Source organism: Enterobacter cloacae complex sp. SHL009 (assembly GCF_049237205.1).
GTDB lineage: Bacteria > Pseudomonadota > Gammaproteobacteria > Enterobacterales > Enterobacteriaceae > Enterobacter > Enterobacter cloacae_M.
Map to the genome: position 1 here is coordinate 49,167 of NZ_JBMKIW010000004.1, position 22,739 is coordinate 71,905.

18 protein-coding genes are annotated in these 22,739 nt (G+C 58.3%); 14 read left to right on the forward strand and 4 right to left on the reverse strand.

The window, feature by feature from the left end; genetic code table 11:
- Positions 1–108: 108 nt before the first annotated feature.
- The 9 genes from iscS to sseB all read left to right on the forward strand — a co-directional run bounded on the left by iscS (position 109) and on the right by sseB (position 7,268).
- On the forward strand, positions 109–1,323 hold the full coding sequence (gene iscS / locus ACOTZC_RS11285; RefSeq protein ID WP_008502157.1) for a cysteine desulfurase: 1,215 nt from the start codon (positions 109–111) through the stop codon (positions 1,321–1,323).
- 24 nt (positions 1,324–1,347) lie between these two features.
- Entirely contained in the window at positions 1,348–1,734 is a 387-nt protein-coding gene (gene iscU / locus ACOTZC_RS11290; protein ID WP_003860661.1) for a Fe-S cluster assembly scaffold IscU, read from the forward strand.
- A gap of 13 nt (positions 1,735–1,747) precedes the next feature.
- A complete protein-coding gene (gene iscA / locus ACOTZC_RS11295) occupies positions 1,748–2,071 on the forward strand; it encodes an iron-sulfur cluster assembly protein IscA (RefSeq protein WP_003860659.1) in 324 nt (107 codons plus the stop codon).
- A 79-nt stretch (positions 2,072–2,150) separates the two neighbouring features.
- Positions 2,151–2,666, forward strand: coding sequence for a co-chaperone HscB (hscB, locus tag ACOTZC_RS11300; RefSeq protein WP_024908642.1), 516 nt, complete (start codon positions 2,151–2,153; stop codon positions 2,664–2,666).
- Positions 2,667–2,680: 14 nt separating this feature from the next.
- On the forward strand, positions 2,681–4,531 hold the full coding sequence (hscA, locus tag ACOTZC_RS11305; protein ID WP_163354076.1) for a Fe-S protein assembly chaperone HscA: 1,851 nt from the start codon (positions 2,681–2,683) through the stop codon (positions 4,529–4,531).
- Between the two features lies 1 nt (position 4,532).
- Positions 4,533–4,868, forward strand: coding sequence for an ISC system 2Fe-2S type ferredoxin (fdx, locus tag ACOTZC_RS11310; protein WP_003860652.1), 336 nt, complete (start codon positions 4,533–4,535; stop codon positions 4,866–4,868).
- 1 nt (position 4,869) lies between these two features.
- Positions 4,870–5,070 carry a Fe-S cluster assembly protein IscX gene (gene iscX / locus ACOTZC_RS11315; protein ID WP_003860650.1) on the forward strand — a complete coding sequence of 67 codons (201 nt, stop codon included), beginning with the start codon at positions 4,870–4,872 and terminating at the stop codon, positions 5,068–5,070.
- Positions 5,071–5,130: 60 nt separating this feature from the next.
- Positions 5,131–6,417 (forward strand): aminopeptidase PepB, encoded by a 1,287-nt coding sequence (gene pepB, locus ACOTZC_RS11320; RefSeq protein WP_047173878.1) that lies wholly within the window; start codon positions 5,131–5,133, stop codon positions 6,415–6,417.
- Between the two features lie 74 nt (positions 6,418–6,491).
- Positions 6,492–7,268, forward strand: a complete 777-nt coding sequence (gene sseB / locus ACOTZC_RS11325; RefSeq protein ID WP_045399624.1) for an enhanced serine sensitivity protein SseB — start codon at positions 6,492–6,494, stop codon at positions 7,266–7,268.
- A 17-nt stretch (positions 7,269–7,285) separates the two neighbouring features.
- Here the strand turns inward: sseB and ACOTZC_RS11330 are convergent, their stop codons facing one another.
- The 4 genes from ACOTZC_RS11330 to ACOTZC_RS11345 all read right to left on the reverse strand — a co-directional run bounded on the left by ACOTZC_RS11330 (position 7,286) and on the right by ACOTZC_RS11345 (position 11,919).
- Positions 7,286–8,056: a MurR/RpiR family transcriptional regulator gene (locus ACOTZC_RS11330; RefSeq protein ID WP_045399628.1), complete on the reverse strand. Its 771-nt coding sequence runs from the start codon at positions 8,054–8,056 to the stop codon at positions 7,286–7,288.
- Positions 8,056–8,904 (reverse strand): 3-mercaptopyruvate sulfurtransferase, encoded by an 849-nt coding sequence (gene sseA / locus ACOTZC_RS11335; protein WP_421635772.1) that lies wholly within the window; start codon positions 8,902–8,904, stop codon positions 8,056–8,058. Before sseA ends, ACOTZC_RS11330 begins: the two co-directional genes overlap by 1 nt.
- Positions 8,905–8,994: 90 nt before the next feature.
- On the reverse strand, positions 8,995–10,362 hold the full coding sequence (locus ACOTZC_RS11340) for a 6-phospho-alpha-glucosidase (RefSeq protein WP_126303533.1): 1,368 nt from the start codon (positions 10,360–10,362) through the stop codon (positions 8,995–8,997).
- A gap of 12 nt (positions 10,363–10,374) precedes the next feature.
- Positions 10,375–11,919, reverse strand: coding sequence for a PTS transporter subunit EIIC (locus ACOTZC_RS11345; RefSeq protein ID WP_126303532.1), 1,545 nt, complete (start codon positions 11,917–11,919; stop codon positions 10,375–10,377).
- Between the two features lie 286 nt (positions 11,920–12,205).
- On the opposite strand from ACOTZC_RS11345, the gene ACOTZC_RS11350 reads away from it, so the two are divergent.
- From ACOTZC_RS11350 to rodZ, 5 genes are all read left to right on the forward strand, one after another.
- Complete coding sequence (locus tag ACOTZC_RS11350) at positions 12,206–17,158, forward strand: alpha-2-macroglobulin family protein (RefSeq protein WP_421635773.1); 4,953 nt, start codon at positions 12,206–12,208, stop codon at positions 17,156–17,158.
- Position 17,159: 1 nt separating this feature from the next.
- The gene (gene pbpC, locus ACOTZC_RS11355; RefSeq protein ID WP_126303530.1) at positions 17,160–19,484 is read left to right on the forward strand and encodes a peptidoglycan glycosyltransferase PbpC; all 2,325 of its coding nucleotides are present in this window, start codon (positions 17,160–17,162) and stop codon (positions 19,482–19,484) included.
- 156 nt (positions 19,485–19,640) lie between these two features.
- A complete protein-coding gene (ndk, locus tag ACOTZC_RS11360) occupies positions 19,641–20,072 on the forward strand; it encodes a nucleoside-diphosphate kinase (protein ID WP_003860625.1) in 432 nt (143 codons plus the stop codon).
- 169 nt (positions 20,073–20,241) lie between these two features.
- Complete coding sequence (locus ACOTZC_RS11365; protein WP_014171168.1) at positions 20,242–21,408, forward strand: bifunctional tRNA (adenosine(37)-C2)-methyltransferase TrmG/ribosomal RNA large subunit methyltransferase RlmN; 1,167 nt, start codon at positions 20,242–20,244, stop codon at positions 21,406–21,408.
- Positions 21,409–21,701: 293 nt separating this feature from the next.
- Positions 21,702–22,715 (forward strand): cytoskeleton protein RodZ, encoded by a 1,014-nt coding sequence (gene rodZ, locus ACOTZC_RS11370; RefSeq protein ID WP_023308815.1) that lies wholly within the window; start codon positions 21,702–21,704, stop codon positions 22,713–22,715.
- Positions 22,716–22,739: the final 24 nt, after the last annotated feature.

Consider the following 22,739-nt stretch of genomic DNA (forward strand, 5'->3'; position numbering starts at 1 on the left):
GTATTTCAGAATCAGGCCGGGGCGAAGACTCGCCCCGTGTACTCGGTCGTACATCCAGCCGGTTGCCTGATTCCTTGCATTGAAGCGATGTACGGAGTTTATAGAGCAATGAAATTACCGATTTATCTCGACTACTCCGCAACCACGCCGGTGGACCCGCGTGTTGCCGAGAAAATGATGCAGTGTCTGACCCTGGACGGAAACTTTGGTAACCCAGCTTCCCGTTCACACCGTTTTGGCTGGCATGCTGAAGAGGCGGTTGATATCGCCCGTAATCAGATTGCCGACCTGGTCGGTGCCGACCCGCGTGAAATTGTTTTCACCTCCGGCGCGACCGAATCCGACAACCTGGCGATCAAAGGTGCAGCCAACTTTTATCAGAAAAAAGGCAAGCACATCATCACCAGCAAAACCGAACACAAAGCCGTGCTGGACACCTGCCGTCAACTGGAGCGTGAAGGGTACGAAGTCACCTATCTGGCGCCACAGAGCAACGGCATTATCGATCTGAAAGAGCTCGAAGCGGCCATGCGTGATGACACCATTCTGGTCTCCATCATGCACGTTAACAACGAAATCGGCGTCGTTCAGGACATCGCGACCATCGGCGAAATGTGCCGCGCGCGCGGTATCATCTATCATGTGGACGCGACTCAGAGCGTGGGCAAACTGCCTATCGACCTGAGCCAGCTGAAAGTGGACCTGATGTCCTTCTCCGGCCACAAAATCTATGGCCCGAAAGGGATCGGCGCGCTGTACGTTCGTCGTAAACCGCGTATCCGTATCGAAGCACAGATGCACGGCGGCGGTCACGAGCGCGGCATGCGTTCCGGTACGCTGCCTGTTCACCAGATCGTGGGCATGGGCGAAGCCTACCGCATTGCAAAAGAAGAGATGGAAACCGAGATGGCACGCCTGCGCACGCTGCGTAACCGTCTGTGGGACGGCGTGAAAGATATGGAAGAAGTGTATCTGAACGGCGATCTCGAGCAGGGTGCTCCGAACATCCTCAACGTCAGCTTCAACTATGTTGAAGGCGAATCGCTGATCATGGCGCTGAAAGACCTGGCGGTTTCTTCCGGTTCTGCCTGTACGTCTGCAAGCCTTGAGCCATCCTACGTGCTGCGTGCGCTGGGTATGACTGACGAGCTGGCACACAGTTCTATCCGTTTCTCTTTAGGTCGTTTCACTACCGAAGAAGAGATTGACTACACCATCAAGCTGGTTCGCAACTCCATTGGCCGTCTGCGCGACCTTTCTCCACTGTGGGAAATGTTCAAGCAGGGCGTGGATCTGAACAGCATTGAATGGTCACATCACTAATCGGTACATAAGGAGAATTCAATCATGGCATACAGCGAAAAAGTCATCGATCATTACGAAAACCCACGCAACGTTGGCTCTTTTGACAACAGCGATGAATCTGTTGGAAGCGGCATGGTTGGCGCACCGGCGTGTGGTGACGTGATGAAGTTGCAGATTAAAGTCAACAATGAAGGTATCATTGAAGACGCGCGCTTCAAGACCTACGGCTGCGGTTCTGCAATTGCGTCCAGCTCCCTGGTTACCGAATGGGTTAAGGGCAAGTCTCTGGACGAAGCACAGGCAATTAAGAACACGGATATTGCTGAAGAACTCGAACTGCCACCGGTGAAAATTCACTGTTCAATTCTGGCAGAAGACGCGATCAAAGCCGCCATTGCGGATTACAAAAGCAAACGTGAAGCAAAATAATTGAGGTTTGAGTATGTCGATTACCCTTAGCGACAGCGCTGCCGCGCGAGTAAGCTCTTTTCTGGCGAACCGTGGTAAAGGCTTTGGCCTGCGACTGGGCGTACGTACCTCCGGCTGTTCTGGTATGGCTTACGTACTGGAGTTTGTTGACGAACCGGCGTCTGACGACACCGTGTTTGAAGACAAGGGCGTGAAGGTGGTGGTCGATGGCAAAAGCCTGCAATTCCTCAACGGCACTCAGCTGGACTTCGTTAAAGAAGGCCTGAACGAAGGGTTTAAATTCACGAACCCGAACGTCAAAGACGAGTGTGGTTGCGGCGAAAGCTTCCACGTTTAACCGCGCGTCATCCGAAACCCCACCGTGGCGTACCCGCTGCGCGTGGGGTTTGTTCTAACAGGCTACCCCTGAGATTGTTATGGATTACTTCACTCTCTTCGGACTACCCGCTCAATACCCGATCGATCTCCAGGCGTTGACGATCCGTTTTCAGGATCTGCAGCGTCAGTACCATCCGGACAAATTCGCGAGCGGTACTCAGGCAGAGCAGCTGGCTGCGGTTTCCCACTCTGCCACCATCAACCAGGCCTGGCAGACGCTGCGCCACCCGCTGGCGCGCGCTGAATATCTGCTCTCGCTCCACGGTTTTGATCTGGCGAGCGAACAGCACACCGTGCGCGACACGGCGTTTCTGATGGAGCAGCTGGAGCTTCGCGAAGAGCTCGATGAGATTGAACAGGCCAAAGACGAAGCGCGTCTGGAAAGCTTTATCACGCGCGTGAAGGGCATGTTCGATACCCGCCATCAGCAGATGGTGGAGCAACTGAACAACGAGACCTGGGACGTGGCGGCAGACACTGTGCGCAAACTCCGTTTTCTCGATAAACTGCGAAGCAGTGCTGAACAACTCGAAGAAAAGCTGCTCGATTTTTAATTTCGGAAGCAATTATGGCCTTATTACAAATTAGTGAGCCTGGCTTAAGTGCCGCACCGCACCAGCGTCGTCTGGCGGTGGGTATCGATCTGGGCACCACCAATTCCCTCGTGGCGACCGTGCGCAGCGGCCAGGCGGAAACGCTGGCTGACGAGCAGGGCCGCCATCTGCTGCCTTCCGTGGTCCACTACCAGCAGCAGGGTCACGCGGTAGGCTATGACGCCCGCGCTAACGCCGCGCGCGATCCGGCCAACACCATCAGCTCCGTCAAGCGCATGATGGGCCGCTCGCTGGCCGATATTCAGACCCGCTACCCGCATCTGCCGTATCAGCTGCAGGCCAGTGAAAACGGCCTGCCGATGATTGCGACCGCGGCCGGTCTGCTGAACCCGATTCGCGTTTCCTCCGACATCCTCAAAGCGCTGGCTGAGCGCGCTACGGCGACGCTCGGCGGCGATCTGGACGGCGTAGTCATTACCGTTCCGGCCTATTTTGACGACGCACAGCGCCAGGGCACCAAAGACGCCGCGCGTCTGGCGGGCCTGCACGTGCTGCGTCTGTTGAACGAACCGACGGCGGCGGCGATTGCCTACGGCCTCGATTCCGGTCAGGAAGGGGTGATCGCGGTTTACGATCTTGGCGGCGGGACCTTTGATATCTCCATCCTGCGCCTGAGCCGCGGGGTATTTGAAGTGCTGGCGACCGGCGGGGATTCCGCGCTGGGCGGCGATGACTTCGACCACCTGCTGGCGGACTACATCCGCGAGCAGGCGGGTATCAGCGATCGCAGCGATGCGCGCGTACAGCGTGAACTGCTGGATGCGGCCATCGACGCCAAAATCGCCCTGAGCGATGCGCAGACGGTTACCGTCAATGTTGCGGGCTGGCAGGGTGAGATCACCCGCGACCAGTTCAGCGATCTGATCGCCCCGCTGGTGAAACGCACCCTGCTGGCCTGCCGTCGCGCATTGAAAGATGCGGGCGTTGAGGCGAACGAGGTGCTGGAAGTGGTCATGGTGGGCGGTTCGACCCGCGTGCCGCTGGTGCGCGAGCGCGTGGGCGAATTCTTTGGCCGCACGCCGCTGACCTCCATCGACCCGGACAAAGTGGTTGCCGTGGGCGCCGCGATCCAGGCCGATATTCTGGTCGGCAACAAGCCGGACAGCGAAATGCTGCTGCTGGACGTCATCCCGCTGTCGCTGGGCTTAGAAACCATGGGCGGCCTGGTGGAGAAAGTGATCCCGCGTAACACCACCATTCCGGTGGCGCGCGCGCAGGAGTTCACCACCTTTAAAGACGGCCAGACCGCGATGTCCATCCACGTGATGCAGGGTGAGCGCGAGCTGGTGCAGGACTGCCGCTCTCTGGCGCGCTTTGCGCTGCGCGGAATTCCAGCGCTGCCTGCGGGCGGGGCGCACATTCGCGTCACCTTCCAGGTGGACGCCGACGGCCTGCTGAGCGTCACGGCGATGGAAAAATCCACCGGCGTGGAATCGTCTATTCAGGTTAAGCCGTCCTACGGCCTGACCGATGGCGAAATCGCCTCCATGATTCAGGACTCAATGAGCTACGCCGAGCAGGATGTGAAGGCGCGTATGCTGGCGGAACAAAAAGTGGAAGCCGCACGCGTGCTGGAGAGCCTGAACGGCGCGCTCGCTGCCGACGCCGCGCTGTTAAGCGCCGCTGAGCGCCAGGTGATTGACGACGCTGCCGCGCGCTTAAGCGCCGTGGCCGAAGGCAATGACGCTGACGCAATAGAAGAAGCCATTAAAAACGTTGATAAACAAACCCAGGACTTCGCTGCTCGCCGCATGGACAAATCTGTCCGCGTCGCGCTGAAAGGCCAGTCCGTGGACGAGGTTTAATATGCCAAAGATTGTTATTTTGCCTCATGCGGACCTCTGTCCGGATGGCGCTGTTCTGGAAGCGAAGACCGGTGAAACCATTCTCGATGTTGCCCTGCGTGCAGGTATCGAAGTGGAACACGCCTGTGAAAAATCCTGTGCCTGCACCACCTGCCACTGCATCGTGCGTGAAGGTTTTGACTCTCTCGCCGAGAGCACCGAAGACGAAGACGACATGCTGGATAAAGCATGGGGTCTGGAGCCAGACAGCCGCCTGAGCTGCCAGGCCGCGGTGACCGATGAAGATCTGGTCGTGGAATTCCCACGCTACACCATCAACCACGCACGCGAGCATTAATATGGGACTGAAGTGGACAGACAGCCGTGAAATCGGCGAAGCGCTCTACGACGCGAACCCGGATCTCGATCCGAAGACCGTACGATTCACCGATATGCATCAGTGGATCTGCGATTTAGAGGATTTCGACGACGATCCAAACGCATCCAATGAAAAAATTCTGGAGGCGATTCTGTTAGTCTGGTTAGATGAAGCAGAATAAATAACAAAACGGGCTGCCTTCAGGCGGCCCGTTTGCTAGTTGCTAATAAGGAAAAATAAAATGACCGAAGCGATGAAGATTACGCTCTCTACGCAGCCCGCCGACGCGCGCTGGGGCGAAAAAGCCAGCTACAGCATCAACAACGACGGTATTACCCTGCACCTGACGGGCAACGATGATTTGGGCCTGATCCAGCGCGCCGCGCGTAAAATTGACGGTCTGGGCATTAAGCATGTCTCGCTGGAAGGCGAAGGGTGGGACACCGACCGCAGCTGGGCATTCTGGGCAGGTTACAAAGGGCCGAAAGGCAGCCGCAAAATTGAGTGGGCGAACCTCGACGAAGCCGGTCAAAAAGAGCTGGAAAGCCGCCTGCAAATCATCGACTGGGTGCGCGACACCATTAACGCTCCGGCGGAAGAGTTAGGCCCTGAGCAGCTGGCGCAGCGCGCGGTTGACCTGCTGTGCGGCGTGGCGGGCGACAAAATGTCCTACCGCATCACCAAGGGTGAAGACCTGCGCGAGCAGAACTACATGGGTATCCACACCGTGGGCCGCGGCTCCGAGCGTCCTCCGGTCCTGCTGGCGCTGGATTACAACCCAACCGGCGATAAAGCAGCGCCAGTCTTTGCCTGCCTGGTAGGTAAAGGCATCACCTTCGACACCGGCGGCTACAGCCTGAAGCAGAGCGCGTTCATGGACTCCATGAAGTCCGACATGGGCGGTGCGGCAACCATCACCGGCGCGCTGGCGTTTGCCATCACCCGCGGTCTGAAAAAGCGCGTGAAGCTGTATCTGTGCTGCGCGGACAACATGGTGAGCGGTAACGCCTTCAAGCTGGGCGACATCATTCGCTACCGCAACGGTAAAAACGTTGAGGTGATGAACACCGACGCCGAAGGCCGCCTGGTGCTGGCCGATGGCCTGATCGACGCGTCTGCCCAGAAGCCTGAGCTGATCATCGACATGGCGACCCTGACCGGCGCGGCGAAAACCGCCCTGGGCAACGATTACCATGCGCTGTTCAGCTTTGACGACAAGCTGGCTGCTCGCCTGCTGGCAAGCGCCGCTGCGGAAAACGAACCGTTCTGGCGTCTGCCGCTGGCCGAGTTCCACCGCAGCCAGCTGCCGTCCAACTTTGCCGAGCTGAACAACACCGCGAGCGCGGCGTACCCGGCGGGTGCAAGTACGGCGGCAGGGTTCCTGTCCCACTTCGTTGAGAATTATCACGAAGGCTGGCTGCACATTGACTGCTCCGCGACGTATCGTAAAGCGGCGGTAGAGCAGTGGTCCGCGGGCGCGACCGGTCTGGGCGTGCGTACCGTGGCGAACCTGCTGACGGCTGAGTAATCTTCATTGCCCTCACCCCAACCCTCTCCCACGGGGAGAGGGTTGGGTGGGGAAATGCATCATCTGGAATTGCTATGTCCGAAACCAAAAACGAATTAGAAACCCTGCTGGAGCAGGCGGCGACCGAGCCCGCCCACCGTCCGGCATTTTTCCGTACCCTGCTGGAATCCACCGTCTGGGTGCCGGGTACCGCCGCGGAAGGTGAGCAGGTCGTAGAAGACAGCGCGCTGGATCTGCTGCACTGGGAGAAAGATGACGGCACGTCGGTGATCCCGTTCTTCACCTCGCTGGAAGCGCTTCAGAAAGCGGTAGAAGATGAACAGGCGTTCGTGGTGATGCCGGTGCGTACTCTGTTTGAAATGACGCTCGGCCAGACGCTATTCCTCAACGCGAAGCTGCCGACCGGGAAAGAGTTTACGCCGCGTGAAATCAGCCACCTGATTGGCGAAGAGGGCAACCCGCTCAGCACGCAGGAAGTGCTGGAAGGGGGCGAAACGCTGCTGCTCTCTGAGGTGGCCGAGCCACCCGCGCAGATGATTGATTCCCTGACGACGCTGTTCAAAACGCTCAAGCCCGTCCGGCGCGCGTTTCTCTGCTCCATTAAAGAGCGTGCGGACGAGCAGCCGGTGCTGCTGATTGGTATTGAGGCGGACGGCGATATCGACGACATCATTCAGGCGGCGGGAAGCGTGGCGACCGACACGCTGCCGGGCGACGAGCCGATTGATATCTGCCAGGTGAAGAACGGTGAAAAGGGCATCAGCCACTTTATTACCGAGCACATCACCCCGTTCTACGAGCGTCGCTGGGGCGGCTTCCTGCGCGATCTCAAAACCAACCGCATCATCTGATTACGGCGGGGTGAATATCACCCCGTTGCTTCCAGCAGCAGTAAATCCATCAGCAGCACCAGATTCGACTCAAACGACGTCACCCCCGCGGCTTCGGCGGCGAAGTGTACCGCTTCGTCATAGAGGGCAAAATGCACGTCCGCCATCCCCGCCAGCGTATTGGCCGAGGCGCGGGTAAACGCGACAATAGTCATACCGACGTTTTTGGCAATCCGCGCTTTATCCAGCACCTGCTCCGTTTCGCCGCTGCGCGAGACGGCAATAAACACCTGATAGCGTGAGGCGTTGCTGAGGAAAATATTCCGGCTGTCTCCCGGCCCGGAGATAAACGCCGTTTTGCCCAGCACCTGCAGCTTCTTGGTCAGGTACTCCGCAAACAGATAGGAAAAACCGGCCCCGTAGAGAAAGAAGCTCTCTTTCTGGCGCAGCAGGTCGGCAAACTGCTGGCGCTTCTCCTGCGTGACCCACTGGAAGGTGTGCTGATAGTTGGCGATAAACTGATTAAACAGCACCGGGAGTTCTGGAAGGGAGGGCGCCTGGGCGGCAATATGCGGCGTGTCGGAGAGCAATTGCTTGCAGTGCCAGATAAACTCGCTAAAGCCGCTAAACCCCAGCTTCTGACACAGCCGCATGATGGTGGCGGTGGAAACAAATGTCGCCTGCGCCAGCTCTCGCACCGTGATGTTGCCCACCAGCATCGGGTGCTCCGTGAGGTGGGCGAGGACGCGATACTCCGCGCGGGTCAGCGACGCACCGCGCGTTAACAGCGTGGCCAGGCGGTTATCCATTATTTCGCGGGTGCGACAGGAAGATCGTCCCGCGCACCCCATTCGCTCCAGGCGCCGTCGTAAAGCGTGACGTCGCGCGCGCCGAGCGTGGCGAGCGCCAGGATCACCACGCAGGCCGTTACGCCGGAGCCGCAGCTGGCAATAATCGGACGATGTAAATCAACGCCAGCACGGTCAAAAATAGCCCGCAGCTCGTCGGTGGTTTTCAGCTCGCCCTCAAACACCAGATCGCCCCACGGCACGTTCAGCGCCCCCGGAATATGTCCGCGCTTCAGCCCTGGACGCGGTTCATCCGCTTCGGCATTGAAGCGCGGAGCAGGACGGGCATCGACGATTTGCGCCGTTTTTTCATGGCTCACGACCAGCACGTCGGTCAGACGTTTTACCACGTGCGCGTCGAACGTGGAGTCGAATTCGCCTTCCGGCAGCGTCACGTCACCATGCTGGAGCGGCAGCTCGTCGCGCTTCCAGCCCGCCAGCCCGCCCGCCAGAATAGAGACTTTTTCCACACCGAAGTTTTTCAGCATCCACCACGCGCGCGGTGCGGAGAAGAGGTTACCTTCATCATAAACAACGAGGTGTTTGTCTTTGCTGACGCCCAGCTCGCGCATCGCCACAGAAAACGCTTCCGGGCGCGGCAGCATGTGCGGCAGGGGAGAGTTGCGATCGGAGAGGGCTTCGATATCAAAAAATACCGCGCCAGGCAGATGTCCGGCACGGTATTCCGCGACCATATCGCGAAGGTGTTCCTGCCCGGCCGGGGCCATACGCGCGTCAATAATCTGAACTTCCGGATCGTCACCGTGCTCAATCAGCCAGTCGGCGGCGACAAAATATGAGGTGGACATGGGTTGCCTCCATTCTTTTCCGTAAAAAAGGATTGTCGGTGTTTTTTCTGACACCGACAAGCAAACCACGTTCAACTCGCGAGCAAGCCCCTATTTTTTCACCGGTTCGCCGTCCTGCCAGGCTTTTTGCAGCGCTGGCCAGTAGTCGCGGTTGGCCTCGATCATCTCATCAAGAATCGCTTTCGCGTGTTCCATGGTCGGCACGGTGCGGTTGAGGGTAAACGCCTGCAGGGCTTTCTCATAGCTTCCTTCGATTGTCGCCTCAACCAGCAGCTGTTCAGAGGCGAGCTGCTGTTGCAAAAGGGTCCGATGGAACAGCGGCACCTGACCGACACGAATCGGTTCCGGGCCTTCGGAGGTGATATAAGCGGGCACTTCCACCACCGCATCGTAAGGCAGGTTGGTAATCGCCCCGCGGTTTTCCACCATTACCAGATGGCGGCTTCGCAGGTTAAAGGCCAGCGAGCAGGCGACATCGACGATAAACTCGCCGTGGACGCCCACGTGGAAGGCGTCCGGCAGGATCCCGGTGCGCTTGTATTCTTCGGCAGCGGCGAACAGCTTTTTCTCGCGCCCGTCCATTACTTCATTGGCGCGGGTATAGTCCGGGTTCTGATGCTCGACGATCTGGTTCGGCATCAGGTAGTACTGCAGGTACGGGTTCGGCAGGTACTCCGGGAAGTTGTCCATGATCGGCTTAATGTTGCGCCAGGTTTTTACCCACGAAGGATCGGAATGCTGTGGATCGGTTTTGGCCGCATCTTCCGTCAGCAGGCCAAACTTCGCGATATGCTTACGCAGCTCGGGAAGCTTGTCTTCGCCGTCCACCAGCACGCGGGTAAACCAGCCGAAGTGGTTCAGGCCGAAGTAGTCCACCTCCAGCCTGCGGCGATCGACACCCAGAATCGCCCCCATATTGCGCATCGCGGCCACCGGCATATCGCAGATGTTCAGCACCCGCGCATTTGGCCGCAGGCGGCGCACGCCCTCTGCGACGATCGCCGCCGGATTGGAGTAGTTCACGATCCAGGCTTTTTCGTGCGCGTAGCGATCGACCAGATCGATAAGCTCCACCATTGGCAGGATCGTGCGCAGCCCGTACGCCAGGCCGCCGGGCCCGCACGTTTCCTGCCCGACCACGCCGTGGCGCAGCGGGATCTTCTCATCCTGCTCGCGCATCTTGTACTGGCCGACGCGCATCTGGGCGAAGACGAAATGCGCGCCGCTGAACGCCACTTCCGGGTCACTGGTGACGGTAAATTTGATGCTCTGACTGTGGTCGCGAATGACCTTTTCGACGACGGGCGCAATGGTGTTCTGGCGCGCCTCGTCGATGTCATAAAGGCGGATTTCAGCCAGCGGGAAATCCTGCAGGCGCACCATCAGGCTTTTCACAATGCCCGGCGTGTAGGTGCTACCGCCGCCGGCAATCGACAGAATGAATGGGGGTGTAAACATCTTTAGCTCCTTTCAGAGAAACGTCTCAACGGCTTCTCGCATTTTTTTGACGTGCAGCCCGTAGACCACCTGAACGTTGTTACCTTGTTTGATAATCCCTTTCGCGCCGGTCGCCTTGAGCCGCGGCTCGTCGATAATGGCGACGTCCTTCACCGTGACGCGTAAGCGGGTGTAGCAGTTGTCCACCACCTCAATGTTTTCCCTGCCACCCAGACCCGTCACGATGGATTCGCCCAGCCCGTCGTTATTGCCCTTCGCCTGGTACTCCTGCTTGCTGTAGAGGCGCGTCTCCCGATCGTCATCCTCACGGCCCGGCGTCTTCATGTTGAAGCGCAGGATCAGGAAGCGGAACACCACAAAGTAGAGGGCGAACATGATCAGCCCGACCACGAGGTACATCGGCCAGTTGGACTTCTCCGTGCCGAGCGGCAGGTTATAGAGGATAAAGTCGATAATCCCGTTGGCGCCGATGGCGTGAACGCCCAGCAGCGAGAACAGCATCATGCCGATGCCGGTCAGCACCGCGTGCACCACGAACAGCAGCGGGGCGACGAACAGGAAGGAGAACTCAATCGGCTCGGTTACGCCGACCAGCAGCGAGGTCAGCGCCGCCGGGATCAGAATGGCTTTCGCAATGGCTTTACGCTCCGGCTTTGCGGTCATATACATCGCCAGGGCTGCGGCAGGCAGGCCGAACATCTTGCTGATGCCGCGCGCGTCCCACACCACGGTGCTGCTGAGCTGCTTCACGTCCGGGCAGGCCATCTCGGCGAAATAAATATTGCGCGCGCCCTGATAGGTTGCGCCGCAAACCTCCTGCGTGCCGCCCAGCTCGGTATAGAGGAACGGGGTATAAACCAGATGGTGCAGGCCGGTGGGGACCAGAATACGTTCCAGGAAACCGTAGATTGCCACGCCAAACGGCCCGGAGCCTTTGATGGCCAGCGCCAGGGCGCTAATGCCGTGCTGGGCAAACGGCCACAGTTCACTCATCACCACGCCGAGCAGCATGGAGACGGGAAGCATGACGATGGCGACAAAACAGTGGCCGGAGTAAATTGCCATCGCGCCGTTAAACTGTACGCCGGAGTATTTGTTGTACAGATATCCGGAGAGCGCCCCGGTCAGGATCCCGGCAAAAACGCCCATCTCCAGCACCTGCACGCCCAGCACCATGGTCTGTCCGGCCGCTTTCATCTGGGCCGCTGGCGCCAGCGCGCCCTGCAGCTGCAGCGTGACGTTCATGGCGTTGATGAACACGACGAAGGTCACCAGACCAATCAGCGCGGCATAGCCTTTATCACGCGTCGCCAGACCAATCGGGATCCCGACGGCAAACACCAGCGCGAGGTTGACCAGTACCGACACGGCAGATTTCGCGATAAGCTGACCAATATGCTGAATCAGCGGATGGCCCAGAAACGGCAGGTATTCAGCGAGATTACCGTTACCCAGCACGTTACCAAAGGCGATAAACAGACCGACGATCGGTAAGATAAGTACCGGTCCGTACAATGATTTTCCGAAATTTTGTAGGGCGTTCACGGCTCGTTTCATGGCTTTCTCTCTTTTTGAACCGCGCACTCGGGGTGCGTCATGGTCATAAAACTAGCAGCCTTCAGGCGAGCTTAGCCAGCTATCTTCTTGTTTTAAAAACAAATGACTTGAAAGGTAACATGTGACGTTATGTGCTGTGATCGCGGTTCCATCACGGCGTAGCGACGTGATGCCATTCTGCGAGACGCTTTCCAGTTTTTAAAATTGGCCTTTTTGAATTAATGAAACTTGCGGATAATACTTATCCGGACGACGACCAACAGGCTCCATGGGCCAGGGATAAAGGATGAAACCGTTTCGCTTAGCCGCGCTTTCTCTTGCGCTGCTTACCACGTTTACGCTTGTCGGCTGTGATAACAGCGACGATAAACCCCAGGCTGCGGCTCCCGCGGCATCCACCGCATCGACACCGAAAGCCGCGGAAAAGCCCAATGCTGACACGCTGGCTAAACTGGCTGCCCAGAGTCAGGGAAAAGCGCTGACGTTGCTGGATACCTCTGAAGTTCAGCTCGACGGTGCCGCCACGCTGGTGCTGACCTTTTCTGTTCCGCTAAATCCCGATCAGGATTTCGCCAAAACGGTGCATGTCGTGGATAAGAAAAGCGGCAAGGTTGACGGGGCGTGGGAACTTGCGCCTAACCTGAAAGAGCTTCGGCTGCGCCATCTGGAACCTAACCGCAATCTGGTCGTCACCGTTGAACGTGACCTGCAGGCGCTGAACAAGGCGACGTTTGGCATTGATTATGAAAAAGCCCTGATCACCCGTGACATTGAACCCACCGTTGGTTTTGCCAGCCGCGGCTCGCTGCTGCCGGGTAAGGTGGTGGAAGGTCTGCCGGTGATGGCGCTCAACGTCAACAATGTCGATGTCAACTTTTACCGCGTGAAGCCGGAATCGCTGGCCTCCCTTGTCAGCCAGTGGGAGTACCGTAACTCGCTGACCAACTGGGAATCCGATAACCTGCTGAAGATGGCGGAGCTGGTTTACACCGGTCGATTCGATCTTAATCCGGCGCGCAATACGCGCGAAAAATTGCTGTTGCCCCTGAAGGATATTAAACCGCTCCAGCAGTCTGGCGTTTACATCGCGGTCATGAACCAGGCGGGGCACTACAACTACAGCAACGCCGCAACGCTCTTTACCTTAAGCGATATTGGTCTGTCCGCTCACCGTTACCATAACCGCCTGGATATTTTCACTCAGAGTCTGGAAAACGGTGCGGCGCAGTCCGGCGTGACCGTCACGCTGCTGAACGACAAAGGCCAGACTCTCGCTGAGGCGAAGAGCGATGCCGACGGTCATGCGAAGCTTGAAACGGACAAAGAAGCCGCGCTGATTCTGGCGAGCAAAGACGGCCAGACCACGCTGCTTGACCTCAAGCTTCCGGCGCTGGATCTGGCGGAGTTCGATATTGCCGGTAGCCCCGGCTACAGCAAGCAATTCTTCATGTTTGGCCCGCGCGATCTCTATCGTCCGGGTGAAACAGTGATCCTCAACGGCTTACTGCGCGACAGTGACGGTAAGCCGCTTCCCGATCAGCCCGTGAAGCTTGACGTGCTGCGCCCGGATGGACAGGTCGCGCGTACGATTGTCGTCAAGCCAGAGAATGGGCTCTATCGCTTTAACTATCCGCTGGACAGCGGGGCGCAGACCGGCATGTGGCATATCCGCGCCAACACGGGCGATAACCTGCAGCGCCTGTGGGACTTCCACGTCGAAGACTTCATGCCCGAGCGTATGGCGCTGAACCTGAGCGGACAAAAATCGCCGGTTTCACCGCAGGATAACGTGGACTTTAACGTGGTAGGCTATTACCTGTATGGCGCACCGGCCAACGGTAATTCCCTGCAGGGCCAGCTTTTCCTGCGTCCGCTGCGTGACGCGGTGGCTGCGCTGCCGGGCTTCCAGTTTGGCGATATCGCCGAGGAGAACCTGAGCCGCAGCCTGGATGAAGTTCAGCTTACGCTTGATGAGCAGGGGCGTGGACAGGTTTCTACCGAAAGCCAGTGGAAAGAGGTGCACTCTCCGCTGCAGCTGATCCTGCAGGCCAGCCTGCTGGAATCCGGCGGTCGTCCGGTGACGCGTCGCACCGAGCAGGCAATCTGGCCTGCGGCTGAGCTGCCGGGTATCCGCCCTCAGTTCGCCAGTAAAGCCGTTTACGACTACCGCACCGATACCACCGTCAACCAGCCGATTGTTGACGAGAACGGTAACGCCAGCTTCGACATTGTTTACGCCGATGCCAGCGGAGCGAAAAAGGCCGTTTCCGGGTTACAGGTTCGCCTGATTCGCGAGCGTCGGGACTACTTCTGGAACTGGTCTGAGAGCGAAGGCTGGCAGTCTCAGTTCGATCAGAAAGATCTGGTTGAAGGCGAGCAGGAGCTGACGCTCAAGGCCGACGAGACGGGTAAAGTCACCTTCCCGGTGGAATGGGGCTCTTATCGTCTGGAGGTGAAAGCGCCTGATGAGATGGTCAGCAGCGTACGCTTCTGGGCGGGATACAGCTGGCAGGATAACAGCGACGGCACAGGGGCTGCACGCCCTGACCGCGTGACGCTGAAGCTGGATAAGCCAGCCTATCAGCCAGGCGATACCATTAACCTGCACATTGCAGCGCCGGCAGCAGGTAAGGGCTATGCGATGATTGAGTCCAGCGAAGGGCCGCTGTGGTGGAAAGAGATCGACGTACCGGCAAACGGGCTTGATCTCGCTATCCCGGTCGACAAAGCCTGGAAACGTCACGATCTTTACCTCAGCACGCTGGTGGTACGTCCGGGTGATAAATCCAAATCCGCCACGCCGAAACGCGCGGTCGGCCTGCTGCATCTGCCGATGGGCGACGAAAATCGCCGTCTGAACATTGCGCTCGATAACCCGCAGAAAATGCGTCCAAACCAGACGCTCTCAGTGAAGGTGAAAGCCAGCGTGAAAGAGGGGGCGGTGCCGCAGAAAGTGAATGTGCTTGTATCTGCGGTGGACAGCGGCGTGCTGAATATTACCGATTACGTTACGCCCGATCCGTGGCAGGCTTTCTTCGGCCAGAAGCGCTATGGCGCGGACATTTACGATATCTATGGCCAGGTCATCGAAGGGCAGGGCCGCCTGGCCGCGCTGCGCTTTGGTGGTGACGGTGATGAGCTTAAGCGCGGCGGTAAGCCGCCGGTGAACCACGTCACCATTATTGCCCAGCAGGCACAGCCGGTCACGCTGGATGCCAACGGAGAAGGCACGGTTGCGCTGCCGATAGGAGACTTCAACGGTGAGCTGCGTCTGATGGCGCAGGCCTGGACGGAGGACGATTTCGGCAGCAGTGAAAGCAAGGTTGTGGTGGCCGCGCCGGTCATTGCCGAGCTTAATACGCCGCGCTTCCTGGCAAGCGGGGATACCTCGCGGCTGACGCTGGATATCACTAACCTCACCGACCAGCCGCAAACGCTGAACGTCGCCCTGACCGCGACAGGAAAACTGTCGCTGGAAGGGGGGCAGCCGCAGCCGATTCAGCTGTCTCCTGGCGCACGCAACACCCTGTTTATTCCGGTGCGTGCGCTGGACGGTTATGGTGACGGTGAAGTGATCGCTCAGGTGACCGGCCTGCAGCTCCCGGGTGAGACCTTCGCCCCGCAGCAGAAGAGCTGGAAAATCGGCGTGCGTCCGGCATTCCCGGCGCAGACGGTGAATACCGGTGCCATGCTGAATACCGGCGAGTCCTGGACCGCACCGGCGCAGCATAGTAACGGTTTCTCTCCTGCTACCCTGCAGGGACAGCTGCTGCTGAGCGGCAAACCACCGCTTAACTTGGCGCGCTATATTCGCGAATTGCAGGCGTATCCGTATGGCTGCCTGGAACAGACCACCAGCGGTCTGTTCCCGTCGCTCTACACCAACGCGGCGCAGCTGACTGCACTTGGCATCAAAGGCGACACCGATGATAAGCGCCGTGCGGCGATTGATATTGGCATCTCCCGTCTGCTGCAGATGCAGCGTGAGGACGGTGGTTTTGCGCTATGGGATAAAAACGGCCCGGAAGAGTACTGGCTGACGGCCTACGTGACCGACTTCCTGGTGCGCGCGGGCGAGCAGGGTTACAGCGTACCTGCCGATGCGGTGAATAACGCCAATAACCGCCTGCTGCGCTACCTGCAGGATCCGGGAATGATGTCCATTCGCTACAGCGATGATACTCAGGCCAGCAAGTTCGCCGTGCAGGCCTATGCCGCGCTGGTGCTGGCACGTCAGCAAAAAGCGCCGCTGGGCGCGCTGCGTGAAATCTGGGATCGCCACGAGCAGGCGGCTTCCGGGTTGCCGCTGATGCAGCTGGGCATGGCGCTCAAGCTGATGGGCGATGCACCGCGCAGCCAGCAGGCGCTGGACCTGGCACTCAAAACGCCGCGTAACGACAGCAAAACCTGGATGGCCGATTACGGCAGCCAGCTTCGCGATAACGCTCTGATGCTCTCCCTGCTGGAGGAGTACAAGCTGCTGCCGGATGCGCAGAATACGCTGCTGAATGCTCTGTCTGAACAGGCCTTCAGCCAGCGCTGGCTGTCAACGCAGGAGAGCAATGCGCTGTTCCTGGCCGGACGTTCGCTGCAAACCTTGTCCGGTACATGGCAGGCGAAAACCTCTCTGTCTGAGACCGCATCTGGCGGCGATAAGTCACTGGTACAAAACGTGAGCGGCGACCAGCTTGGCGCGCTGCAGGTGACCAATACTGGCACGACTCCGCTGTGGGTGCGTCTGGACAGCACCGGCTATCCGGAATACGCGCCTCAGCCGAGCGCGAACGTGCTGCAGGTTGAACGTCATATCCTGGCAACCGACGGCAGCACTAAATCACTCTCTTCCCTGAAGAGCGGTGAGCTGGTGCTGGTGTGGCTGGAAGTTAAAGCCAGCCAGAACGTGCCGGATGCGCTGGTGGTGGATCTCCTCCCTCCGGGTCTGGAGCTGGAAAACCAGAACCTGGCAAGCAGCAGCGCCAGCCTGCAGGACAGCGGTAGCGAAGTACAGAACCTGCTCAGCCAGATGCAGCAGGCGGACATTCAGCATATGGAATTCCGCGACGACCGCTTTGTGGCCGCCGTGCCGGTAAATGAAGGTCAGCCAGTCACGCTGGTCTATCTGGCGCGCGCCGTGACGCCGGGAACCTATCAGGTGCCGGTCCCGATGGTGGAGTCTATGTACGTTCCGCAGTGGCGGGCAACGGGGGCGGCCAGCGGCCCGCTGATTGTTGTTCCGTAATATGCGAATGGCACGTCTGACACGCTCCCGCTGGCTATGGCTGGCGGGAGCGCTTCTCGTTTTATGGGGGCTGATTGTCGCCGCCGACCGCCTGTGGCCGTTGCCTCTGAAAGAGGTTAACCCCGCCCGGGTGGTGGTGGATGAGAAGGGCACGCCGCTCTGGCGTTTTGCCGATAGCGACGGTATCTGGCGCTACCCGGTTACCATTGAAGAGGTCTCTCCCCGCTACCTTGAGGCGCTGATCCAGTATGAAGATCGCTGGTTCTGGGATCACCCTGGCGTAAACCCGCTTTCTGTCCTGCGCGCTGCCTGGCAGGATCTCAGTTCTGGCAAAGTCGTCTCTGGCGGAAGCACGCTCACAATGCAGGTGGCACGCCTGCTGGACCCACATCCGCGCACCTTTGGCGGCAAAGTTCGTCAGCTCTGGCGGGCGATGCAGCTGGAGTGGCATCTTTCCAAGCGAGACATTCTCACCCTCTATCTCAACCGCGCTCCGTTTGGCGGCACGCTGCAGGGCGTCGGAGCGGCAAGCTGGACCTATCTTGGCAAACCGCCGTCGCAGCTCAGCTATTCCGAAGCGGCGCTGCTGGCGGTACTGCCGCAGGCACCCAGCCGCTTGCGTCCGGACCGCTGGCCTGAACGGGCCGAGGCGGCGCGCAACAAAGTGCTAGACCGCATGGTCACGCAGGGCGTCTGGTCCGCGAAGCAGGTCAAAGAATCATGGGAGGAATCGGTATGGCTGGCGCCCCGGCAGATGCCGCAGCTGGCGCCGCTCTTTGCACGCATGATGCTAGGCAAAAGCCGCGACACTAAAATTGTCACCACTCTGGATGCCGGGCTACAGCGGCAGCTGGAAGAGCTGGCGATGAACTGGAAATCTCGCCTGCCGGCACGTAGCTCGCTGGCGATGATCGTCGTGGATCATACGGATATGAAAGTGCGCGGCTGGGTCGGCTCGGTGGATATTAACGATGACACGCGTTTCAGCCACGTGGATATGGTCAATGCGATCCGATCCCCGGGATCGGTGTTAAAGCCCTTTATTTACGGTATGGCGCTGGACGATGGCCTGATCCATCCCGCCTCGCTGCTCCAGGACGTTCCCAGAAAAACCGGTGATTATCGCCCCGGAAATTTTGACAGTGGGTTCCACGGACCGGTCAGCATGAGTGAAGCGCTGGTGCGCTCCCTCAACCTGCCCGCGGTACAGGTACTGGAAGCCTACGGGCCAAAACGTTTTGCCGGGATGCTGAGCAACGCGGGATTGCCGCTGATCCTGCCCGCGGGGGCGCAGCCGAATCTGTCCCTGATCCTCGGCGGGGCAGGCGCCCGGCTGGCGGATATCACAGCGGCCTACAGCGCCTTTGCCCGACACGGTAAGGCGGGAAGGCTGCGTTTACGGCCGGGCGATCCGCTCATTGACCGTCCGCTGCTTTCGCAAGGCTCGGCGTGGATTATTCGCCGTATTCTGGCGAACGAGGCGCAGCCGCTGCCGGATAATGCGCTACCGCAAATCGCGCCGCTGGCGTGGAAAACCGGCACCAGCTACGGCTACCGTGATGCCTGGGCGATTGGTCTGAATGCCCGTTACGTAATAGGCATCTGGACAGGACGACCGGACGGCACGCCCGTAGCGGGGCAGTTTGGTTTCGCCAGCGCGGTTCCACTCTTAAATCAGGTAAATAACCTGCTTCAGTCACGCTCATCGGTAGACGAGGCCCGCCTGCCGCGCGACCCGCGTCCGGAGAACGTCGGGCGGGGCGTGATCTGCTGGCCGGGCGGCCAGTCGCTGCCGGAAGGGAGTGAAAACTGTCGGCGTCGCCTGTCGACCTGGCTGCTGGAAGGGAGTGAACCGCCCACGCTGCTATTGCCCGAACAGGAAGGGATACGCGGCATTCGTTTCCCGGTCTGGCTGGATAAAACGGGTAAACGCGTGGCGGCAGATTGCCCTGATGCAACTGAAAAAGTCCTTGATGTCTGGCCGCTGCCGCTGGAGCCTTGGCTGCCGGCGACCGAACGTCGCGCGGTACGGGTCCCTCCTTCATCAGCCACCTGTCCTCCGCTGTCGCAGGACGCACCTGCGCCACTCATCCTGACAGGCGTGCGCGAAGGGGCCGTCATCAAACGTCTTCCAGGGGAATCCCGCGTTTCGCTGCCGCTTCAGGCGACCGGTAATAGCGGTGAGCGTTGGTGGTTTTTGAACGGTGAACCGCTGAATGTGAAGGGAAGAGTTTACACATTACTGCTTGATAAATCGGGCGATTATCAGTTACTCGTTATGGATGAGACCGGGCAGGTCGCGACGGTGAATTTTACGCTGCAGTGATTTGAAAACAGCTTTCAGATGTGAGCTGTTGCTAAAACTCGTCTTATTTTAAAAAAATGTTACCTGAATCCATAGGCAATGGCGCTATTGCTCATTATAATCCGCGCCACACCATACTCAGGTATGCAAAACAACAGAACATTGACAGAGGTTATCATGGCTATTGAACGTACTTTTTCCATCATCAAACCAAACGCGGTGGCAAAAAACGTTATTGGCAGCATCTTCGCTCGCTTTGAATCAGCAGGGTTCAAAATTGTTGGCACTAAAATGCTGCACCTGACCGTTGAGCAGGCTCGCGGTTTCTACGCTGAGCACGAAGGTCGCCCATTCTTTGACGGCCTGGTTGAGTTCATGACCTCCGGTCCAATCGTGGTATCCGTGCTGGAAGGCGAAAACGCAGTACAGCGTCACCGTGACCTGCTGGGCGCAACCAACCCGGACAACGCGCTGGCAGGTACTCTGCGCGCTGACTACGCAGACAGCTTCACCGAGAACGGTACCCACGGTTCTGACTCTGTTGAATCTGCTGCACGCGAAATCGCTTTCTTCTTCGCAGAAGGCGAAGTGTGTCCACGCACCCGTTAATTTAACGGTTTCGTTTACACATTATTTTCGTAAATGCCGCGTCCAGACGTGGCATCCCTGCGCCAGACTTTGTACAATGCAACGCCCCGGACGAGCAGACTGCTTTCCGGGGCGTTTCTATTCAACCCTCCATGGGCCATAACGTGTAACAACGAGGCCGGAAAATATTATGTCTGAATTAGTGAATACCTCCGAAGTCGCCATTCCTGCGGTTCCCAATAAAAATGGAAAAATCAACCTGCTGGATCTGAACCGTCAGCAGATGCGCGAGTTCTTTAAAGAGATGGGCGAAAAGCCGTTTCGTGCCGATCAGGTCATGAAGTGGATGTACCATTACTGCAGCGACAATTTTGATGACATGACTGACATCAACAAGGTCCTGCGCAACAAGCTTAAGGAAGTGGCTGAAATCCGCGCACCGGAAGTGGTGGAAGAGCAGCGCTCGGCGGATGGCACCATCAAATGGGCGATTGCGGTAGGCGATCAGCGCGTTGAGACCGTCTACATCCCGGAAGAAGACCGCGCCACGCTGTGTGTCTCCTCTCAGGTTGGCTGTGCGCTGGAGTGCAAATTCTGCTCTACCGCGCAGCAAGGCTTTAACCGTAACCTGCGCGTGTCAGAAATTATCGGCCAGGTCTGGCGTGCCGCGAAAATCGTCGGTGCGGCAAAAGTAACCGGTACGCGTCCTATCACCAACGTGGTGATGATGGGGATGGGTGAGCCGTTGCTGAACCTGACCAACGTCGTTCCGGCGATGGAAATCATGCTGGATGACTTCGGTTTTGGTCTGTCCAAGCGTCGCGTCACGCTGTCTACCTCTGGCGTTGTGCCTGCGCTGGACAAGCTGGGCGACATGATTGACGTTGCCCTGGCGATCTCCCTGCATGCACCAAACGACGAAATTCGTGACGAAATTGTGCCGATCAACAAAAAGTACAATATCGAAACCTTCCTCGCTGCGGTGCGTCGCTATCTGGAGAAATCCAACGCCAACCAGGGCCGCGTTACCATCGAGTACGTGATGCTTGACCACGTCAACGACGGTACCGAACATGCGCATCAGCTGGCTGAACTGCTGAAAGATACGCCATGCAAAATCAACCTGATCCCATGGAACCCGTTCCCGGGCGCGCCGTATGGCCGAAGCTCAAACAGCCGTATCGACCGTTTCTCCAAGGTGCTGATGGAGTATGGTTTCACCACCATCGTGCGTAAAACCCGTGGTGATGACATTGATGCAGCATGCGGACAGCTAGCAGGTGACGTTATTGACCGTACCAAACGTACCCTGCGTAAACGCATGCAGGGCGAGACGATCGCGGTTAAAGCTGTTTGATTATTATGCACTCACGGCGCATTATCTGCGCCGTGAAGCATACTCTTACTGAATAATCAGTCAGATTCGTGATGACTGAACAATAATTACGGTGCGTTTCATCCGACTTTCGGGCAGTATGTAACGACGTAACAACAGTTTAGCCGTACGGGCAGGGCTGTACTGTCATCTCCGGGCTGACAGTCTTATACTCTCTGTTCAAGGTTAACTGACCAGAAGTTTCGCGGTGCGGGTGGCATTGTGACTCACCGGCACCTGAACCCTTATTTTTCACGTACCAGTAGTTGTAGCGAATGAATACTGAAGCCACTCACGACCAACATGAAGCACTCTCCACTGGCGTTCGTCTTCGCAACGCCCGTGAACAACTCGGACTCAGCCAGCAAGCCGTTGCGGAACGCTTGTGCCTGAAGGTTTCCACGGTTCGCGATATTGAAGAAGATAAGGCACCTGCCGATCTGGCTTCAACGTTCTTGCGCGGTTATATCCGCTCTTACGCAAAACTGGTGCATATCCCCGAAAACGAATTACTGCCAATGATGGAGAAGCAGGCACCGGTCCGTGCAGCAAAAGTTGCGCCGATGCAGACTTTCTCCCTGGGGAAACGTCGTAAAAAACGCGATGGCTGGCTGATGAGCTTTACCTGGCTGGTGCTGTTTGTGGTGATCGGTCTGACCGGCGCATGGTGGTGGCAAAACCACAAGGCCCAGCAGGAAGAGATCACCACCATGGCCGATCAATCCTCCGCCGAACTCAACCAGGCCGGAAGTGAGAATGCCCAGAACGTGCCGCTGAATACCGACGGCGCAGCTTCCTCAAGCGAGCCACAGACCGCAGCGCCAGACGCGTCGGCGACCGATGCTGTACAGGCTCCGGCAGCAACGGCTAACACCGCTGCACCGCAGGCTCAGGATCAAAACGCGGTTGTTGCCCCTTCTCAGGCTAATGTTGATACTGCGGCGAACGCGCCTGCGGCTGCTCAGCCTGCGGACAATAGCGCAGCGACTCTGCCAACCAGCCCGGCGGGTACGGCGACAGCAGCCGATCCCAACGCGCTGGTGATGAACTTCAGCGCCGACTGCTGGCTGGAAGTGACTGACGCGACAGGTAAAAAACTGTTCAGCGGCCTGCAGCGTAAAGATGGCACGTTAAACCTAACCGGCCAGGCTCCCTATAAACTTAAAATCGGCGCTCCGGCAGCGGTACAGATCCAGTATCAAGGAAAACCTGTCGACCTGAGCCGCTTTATCAGAACTAACCAGGTTGCACGTCTTACCGTTAATGCCGAACAATCAGCAGCACAGTAACAGACGGGCAACGCGGGAGATTTT

Excerpts from the sequence above, each read along its gene's own strand:
- iscS (WP_008502157.1), top strand. The coding sequence starts at position 109 with ATGAAATTACCGATTTATCTCGACTACTCCGCAACCACGCCGGTGGAC.
- iscU (WP_003860661.1), top strand. The coding sequence starts at position 1,348 with ATGGCATACAGCGAAAAAGTCATCGATCATTACGAAAACCCACGCAAC.
- iscA (WP_003860659.1), top strand. The coding sequence starts at position 1,748 with ATGTCGATTACCCTTAGCGACAGCGCTGCCGCGCGAGTAAGCTCTTTT.
- hscB (WP_024908642.1), top strand. The coding sequence starts at position 2,151 with ATGGATTACTTCACTCTCTTCGGACTACCCGCTCAATACCCGATCGAT.
- hscA (WP_163354076.1), top strand. The coding sequence starts at position 2,681 with ATGGCCTTATTACAAATTAGTGAGCCTGGCTTAAGTGCCGCACCGCAC.
- fdx (WP_003860652.1), top strand. The coding sequence starts at position 4,533 with ATGCCAAAGATTGTTATTTTGCCTCATGCGGACCTCTGTCCGGATGGC.
- iscX (WP_003860650.1), top strand. The coding sequence starts at position 4,870 with ATGGGACTGAAGTGGACAGACAGCCGTGAAATCGGCGAAGCGCTCTAC.
- pepB (WP_047173878.1), top strand. The coding sequence starts at position 5,131 with ATGACCGAAGCGATGAAGATTACGCTCTCTACGCAGCCCGCCGACGCG.
- sseB (WP_045399624.1), top strand. The coding sequence starts at position 6,492 with ATGTCCGAAACCAAAAACGAATTAGAAACCCTGCTGGAGCAGGCGGCG.
- ACOTZC_RS11330 (WP_045399628.1), bottom strand. The coding sequence starts at position 8,056 with ATGGATAACCGCCTGGCCACGCTGTTAACGCGCGGTGCGTCGCTGACC.
- sseA (WP_421635772.1), bottom strand. The coding sequence starts at position 8,904 with ATGTCCACCTCATATTTTGTCGCCGCCGACTGGCTGATTGAGCACGGT.
- ACOTZC_RS11340 (WP_126303533.1), bottom strand. The coding sequence starts at position 10,362 with ATGTTTACACCCCCATTCATTCTGTCGATTGCCGGCGGCGGTAGCACC.
- ACOTZC_RS11345 (WP_126303532.1), bottom strand. The coding sequence starts at position 11,919 with ATGAAACGAGCCGTGAACGCCCTACAAAATTTCGGAAAATCATTGTAC.
- ACOTZC_RS11350 (WP_421635773.1), top strand. The coding sequence starts at position 12,206 with ATGAAACCGTTTCGCTTAGCCGCGCTTTCTCTTGCGCTGCTTACCACG.
- pbpC (WP_126303530.1), top strand. The coding sequence starts at position 17,160 with ATGCGAATGGCACGTCTGACACGCTCCCGCTGGCTATGGCTGGCGGGA.
- ndk (WP_003860625.1), top strand. The coding sequence starts at position 19,641 with ATGGCTATTGAACGTACTTTTTCCATCATCAAACCAAACGCGGTGGCA.
- ACOTZC_RS11365 (WP_014171168.1), top strand. The coding sequence starts at position 20,242 with ATGTCTGAATTAGTGAATACCTCCGAAGTCGCCATTCCTGCGGTTCCC.
- rodZ (WP_023308815.1), top strand. The coding sequence starts at position 21,702 with ATGAATACTGAAGCCACTCACGACCAACATGAAGCACTCTCCACTGGC.